Below are 5,300 nucleotides of genomic sequence, written 5' to 3' on the forward strand. Positions count from 1 at the left end.
ACGCTCCTCGTCCGACAAGATCAAATCCGCCTTTGGCCTGCCCGTTCTCATTGCGTATCTCCGCTCGAAAGATACCGCAAGAGCAAGCACGATTAATGCCTGTTATTTACGGGACAGGACACTAGGCCAGCGTCGCGGGCGCCGCAAGAAGGCCGCCTGTAACGCATTCACCGATCCATATCGGCGCGTAATCCATGCATGAGATCAACAATGGGATGCAATTAATCGCTGGCGAAAAATTACGATTCAAATACCGCTTTCCGGCCCTGCAAATATGCATGCATACCTCCGTTATTACCTCTAGAAGACGTTGCGGTATTTGGTTTTCCATTGCATCCATCCGCGCGTGCAATTAAGGCGAACGGGTGGTTTAACCGCACCCATCTCGTTGCCATTCAATGGCATCCCAATTAACTTCTAAAACGCCAATAAGATGCCCCAATGCAATCTGCAATTGGTATCCAGTCGGCGGACACCGAACCGCTCATGCGCAAGAGCCGCATCCCGAGCTTCGATGGCCGGCCGCTGAACGTGTTCCACACGGACGCACGCGCGGACCGCGCAGACCTGGTGCTGGTGCTGCCGTTCGGCGTGCGCCACCAGATCGCCAACCGGCTGTATCCGGTGCTGGCCGCGGACTTCAACGTGATCACCTGGGAGTCGCGCTTCGTGCTCGACCTGGACGCCGACGCCCACGGCGCGGCCATCGAGGCCGACACGCACGCGCGCGACATGGCGCACGTCATCGCGCAGTCGCGCACATGGCGGCCCGATGCGCCCGCGCAGGTGGACGTGGTGGGGTACTGCTCGGGCGCCGGCGTGGCGATGCTCGCGGCGGCGCGCAACGCACGCCGGATCCGCCGGCTGGCGCTGGTCAGCGGCGAATACATGCTGCCGCCCACGCTGTGCCGGCAAAGCGCCTTCCAGCGCGAGGTGGACCTGCTGCTGCCCGCCGCCGCATCCAGCATGGCGCGCGCGCGCATGCTGGCCGAGAAGATCGCCGCCGCCGGGCGCAAGGCGCCGGCCTCGGAATTCGAGGCCTTCGTCTCGCTGCCGTTTTCCAGTGCCGAGCACCTGCACCGTTACGGCATGAACTACCTGGCCTACCGCGGCGTGGACTTCCTGCGGGTTGCGCAGGAGGTGCCACAGCCCACGCTGGTCGTGGCCGCGCGCGACGACCGGCAGGTGGGCGTCGACAGCGCCTACATCGTCTCCTCGCGGCTGCCCGGCGCCCGCGGCGTGATGACCGTGGACGGCGACCACTACGAACTGTGCCGCGGCCAGCAGGCCATGACCTCGCTGCTGTCCGCGTTCTTCCTCCATTGACACCGCTCCATCGACGCGAATGCATGCCATGACACCGCAGACCGATTCCGGCGCAACCGTCCACCGCAGATTCGCCGCGCAGGCGCACCGCACGCCCGACGCCACCGCGCTGGTGGGAAGCCACGCGCGGCTGACCTACCGCGAACTGGACAACTGCGCCCGGCACCTGGCGCAGCGCCTGGTCGCGGCGGGCGTGCAGCCCGGCGACACCGTTCCGATGTGCCTGCCGCGCTCGGTGGAAGCTGTGGTGGCGATGCTGGCCATCATGAAGGCCGGCGCCGCCTTCGTGCCGGTGGACCCCGTGAACCCCGAGGCGATGAAGCGCGACTGCCTGCAGCAGTGCCGGGCGCGCCACATGCTTGTCGCACCCAGCGACGACGGCGCCTGGGCCGGGGAACTGCAGGTCGCGCGCATCGATGCGGCGGGGCTGCTGGCCGCGCGCGATGTGGACACCGAGGACGTGGATGGCGGCCGTGATGGCGACGCCAGCGGCGAGAGCGCCGTCTACGTCATGTTCACCTCCGGCAGCACGGGCCGCCCCAAGGGGGTGGTCGTGCCGCACCGCGCCGTGATCCGGCTGGTCTGCGACCCCGACTGGATCCGCGTGGATGCGCGCGACACCTTGCTGCTGCTCTCGCCGATCAGCTTCGATGCGTCCACCTTCGAGCTGTGGGGCGCGCTGCTCAATGGCGCGAAGCTGGTGGTCTGGGACGATGCCGCTTTCGATCCCAACAGGCTGGTCGAGCGGGTGCGGTCCGAAGGCGTCACCGTCCTGTGGCTCACCGCCGCGCTGTTCCACATGATGGTCCGGCGGCGCATCGACATGTTCCCGGGCCTGCGGGTGCTGCTGGCGGGCGGCGACGTTCTGCGCGCCGATGCCATCAACGCGGTGCTGGATGCGTGCGAGGGCATCACCGTGATCAACGGCTACGGGCCCACCGAGAACACCACGTTCACCTGCTGCCACGCAATGACGCGCGCGAACCGGCCTACCGAGCCGGTGCCTATCGGCCGCGCCATCAGCGGCACGCAGGTCCACATCCTGGATGCGAACAGGCAGCCGGTGCCCCAAGGCGAGGAAGGCGAGCTGTGCGCCGGCGGCCTGGGCGTCGCGCTCGGCTATCTCAACGCGCCAGACGCGACGCGCGCGGCCTTCGTGCCGCAGCCCGACGGCAGCCTGATGTACCGCACCGGCGACCTGGTGCGCCGCGACGCCGAGGGCCTGATCCACTTCCTGGGCCGGCGCGACCGGTTGACCAAGATCCGCGGCTTTCGCGTGTCGGTGGACGAGGTGCAGGCCCTGATCGGGCGCATTCCCGGCGCCGAGGAGAACATCGTCGAAGTCCGCAGCAACGCCAACGGCGACACCTGCCTGGAGGCCTTCATCCAGAGCGCCGAACGGGGCAACGACATGGTCGCCTTCATCCGCGGCGAGCTGCGCAAGGCGGCACCGGCTTACATGATTCCCGAGCGCATCACGGTCTGCGCCGAACTGCCCTTGAACGCCAACGGGAAGGTCGACCGCCAGCGCACCACTTCCATCACCCAACACACAGGAGAACACCATGGCTGAACCACACGACGTGGCGCAAGTCGTCCAGCGCATCTGCATCGACACCCTCGGCTACGCCGATTTCGGCGAGGACGAAGACTTCTTCAGCCGCGGCGCCAGCTCGCTGACCATTGTCGACATGCAGCTGAAGATCGAAGAAGCGCTGGGCTGCAAGGCCGCCACCAGCGAGCTGATGCTCCATCCGTCCATGGCCGGCTGGTCGCGCATCTACCGCGCCGTGGCCGAAGAACTCAGCGCCGGCTAGCCACACCCAGGAGTCCAACACATGAACGAATTCAAACTGAGCGCCGACGAGATCACGCGCTTTCGCGCGCAAGGCTACATCGGCCCCTTCACCCTCTATTCGCCCGAGGAAGCGCGCGAGCGCTACAGGGTCATCCGCGCCGAGCTGTTCAACCGCGACCACGCGGTGTACGCGCTGCCGCCGCAAAGCGCCATCGCCAACTACGACCGGCACCTGGACGTGAACCTGCTGAGCGAGCACGTCAGCCACCCGGGCATCGTGGGGCGGCTGACCTCGATCCTCGGCCCCGACGTTGTCTGCTGGCGCTCGGAGATGTTTCCCAAATACCCGGGCGACGAAGGCACCGACTGGCACCAGGCCGACACCTTCGCCCATGCCTCGGGCCAGCCGCAGATCGTGTGGCCCGGCGACACCCGCTTCGGCGGCGCCATCACCGCCTGGACCGCGCTGACCGAGGCCAGCGAGGAGAACGGCTGCCTGCGCTTCATGCCGGGAACCCACGAGGAAATGTTCTACGACGAGTCCAAGAAGATGGCGTTCGACCCCGGCAACGTGAACGCGCTGGAAAAAGACGGCATCAAGCGCGGCTTCTTCGGCTACGACTACCGCAGCCTGCAGAAGGACCCCGACTGGAAGCCCGACGAGAGCAAGGCCGTGTCCATGGTGATGGAGCCGGGCCAGTGCGTGATCTTCTGGTCGACGCTGATGCACTCCTCGTTCCCCAATTCGACCAAGGACCGCACGCGCCTGGGCTACACCAGCCGCTACGTGCCGGCCTCGGTGCGCGTGTACCCCGACACCGACACCGTGGACGAGTACGGCAGCAAGATCAGCCTGGACAAGTTCGGCGTGGTGCTGGTGGCCGGCGAAGACCACTACGGCCACAACCGCCGGGTGGACCGCAACATGCGGGGCGTGCCGTTCGCGGCGCCCCAGATGGCGTGAGGCGGCCATGTCCACGATTGCCGAAACGGCCATGAAGCCGCCGGTCCACGCGGCCGTGGCCCAGGCGGCGGCGCAGGTGCTGGGCCTGGACCACGCCGACATGAACCGCAATTTCTTCGACCTGGGCGGCTCGTCGCTGTCGGTGGCGCTGCTGACCGAACAGCTGGAGAACGTGCTGGGCGTGCAATGCCCGATGCAGCTGCTCTACGAACACCCGCTGCTGGCCGACTTCGCCGAGGCCGTGCAGGCCCTTGTGAGGAGCGAGGCGCGATGAGCACTACCTACCAAGCCGAAATCCACGCCTTCGGCCAGCCGCAGCGGCAGGGGCGGATGTCGCTCGCCGACGCGGCTCTGATGATCCGCGACCGGCAGGCCGCCGCGGTGCTGCTGGACGTTGCCGAGCCGGCCGAGCTCGATGGCTGGTGGAACGACGCGTCCTTTCCCGAAGTGACGCAGCACCAGAGCTTTCCGGGCGCGGGGAAATCCGGGCTCGCGATCGGCCCGACCCAGCGGCTGGTGAAGGAGCAGCTGGTGCCGGGGCTGATCGACTACTTCTCCTACGCGGCGCGCTGCAACGCGGCGCTGCGCCGGACCCGGTTCGTGCAGCTGTGCGAGCGCGAGCTGGGCGCCGGCCCGGTGCGGGTCGGCCAGTGGGGCGAACTGCCGCTGGTGTCCAAGCGCGAATACCAGCCGATCGCAGGCGGCCTGTACAGCGTGCCGCCGCACTGCGACGCCATCCACTTCGGGCGCGAGCCCGAGCGCTGGCCCATCCAGGAAGGCTACGACGAAGGCTTCGACCAGATCTCCCTGTTCCTGTCGGTCCGGGACGCGGAGAACGGCGCCGGGCTGGTGATCTGGGACTACCGCGCGCCCACACGCCCCGCGCTGGACGACCTGATGAGCGAGTTCTCGCGCACCCGGCGCATCGGGGCGCTGGAAGGCGTGCCCAAGGTCGTCATCAAGGGCCGGCCGGGGCAGCTGAACGTGCTGAACACGCGGGCCATGCACGCGGTGGAGCAGTGCACCACGGTGCGCCAGACGCTGGGCTCGTTCATCGTCTGGCACGACGGCCAATGGCGGATGTTCCACTGATGGCCGCCGCAGCCCAGCCTGTTTTCGCCCCGTCCGGCCTTGCGCCCGACATGATCGGGCGCGCGCTGGCGCAGTTCGCGCGGCACGCCGGCGCGCCGCGCATCGGGCACGGGCGCATCG

General features: G+C 67.7%; 7 protein-coding genes. All 7 read left to right on the forward strand.

The genetic code is table 11. From position 1 onward, the window contains the following. Window positions 1-202: hypothetical protein (locus H0U68_RS16565; RefSeq protein ID WP_296357543.1), on the forward strand; the 202-nt coding region annotated here is incomplete at its 5' end. Between the two features lie 239 nt (window positions 203-441). Then, the gene (locus tag H0U68_RS16570) at window positions 442-1,326 is read left to right on the forward strand and encodes an alpha/beta fold hydrolase (protein WP_296357545.1); all 885 of its coding nucleotides are present in this window, start codon (window positions 442-444) and stop codon (window positions 1,324-1,326) included. Between the two features lie 28 nt (window positions 1,327-1,354). Then, window positions 1,355-2,899, forward strand: a complete 1,545-nt coding sequence (locus H0U68_RS16575) for an amino acid adenylation domain-containing protein (protein ID WP_296357547.1) — start codon at window positions 1,355-1,357, stop codon at window positions 2,897-2,899. Then, window positions 2,892-3,143 (forward strand): acyl carrier protein, encoded by a 252-nt coding sequence (locus tag H0U68_RS16580; RefSeq protein WP_296357549.1) that lies wholly within the window; start codon window positions 2,892-2,894, stop codon window positions 3,141-3,143. The genes H0U68_RS16575 and H0U68_RS16580 overlap by 8 nt, the downstream gene beginning before the upstream one ends. Window positions 3,144-3,164: 21 nt before the next feature. Continuing rightward, window positions 3,165-4,088: a chlorinating enzyme gene (locus tag H0U68_RS16585; protein WP_296357551.1), complete on the forward strand. Its 924-nt coding sequence runs from the start codon at window positions 3,165-3,167 to the stop codon at window positions 4,086-4,088. 7 nt (window positions 4,089-4,095) lie between these two features. Next, window positions 4,096-4,362, forward strand: coding sequence for a phosphopantetheine-binding protein (locus H0U68_RS16590; RefSeq protein WP_296357553.1), 267 nt, complete (start codon window positions 4,096-4,098; stop codon window positions 4,360-4,362). Next, window positions 4,359-5,180: a hypothetical protein gene (locus H0U68_RS16595; RefSeq protein WP_296357555.1), complete on the forward strand. Its 822-nt coding sequence runs from the start codon at window positions 4,359-4,361 to the stop codon at window positions 5,178-5,180. Before H0U68_RS16590 ends, H0U68_RS16595 begins: the two co-directional genes overlap by 4 nt. The last annotated feature ends 120 nt before the right edge of the window (window positions 5,181-5,300 follow it).

Origin of the sequence: Ramlibacter sp., from assembly GCF_013697775.1 — a bacterium.
Taxonomy (GTDB): domain Bacteria; phylum Pseudomonadota; class Gammaproteobacteria; order Burkholderiales; family Burkholderiaceae_C; genus Ramlibacter.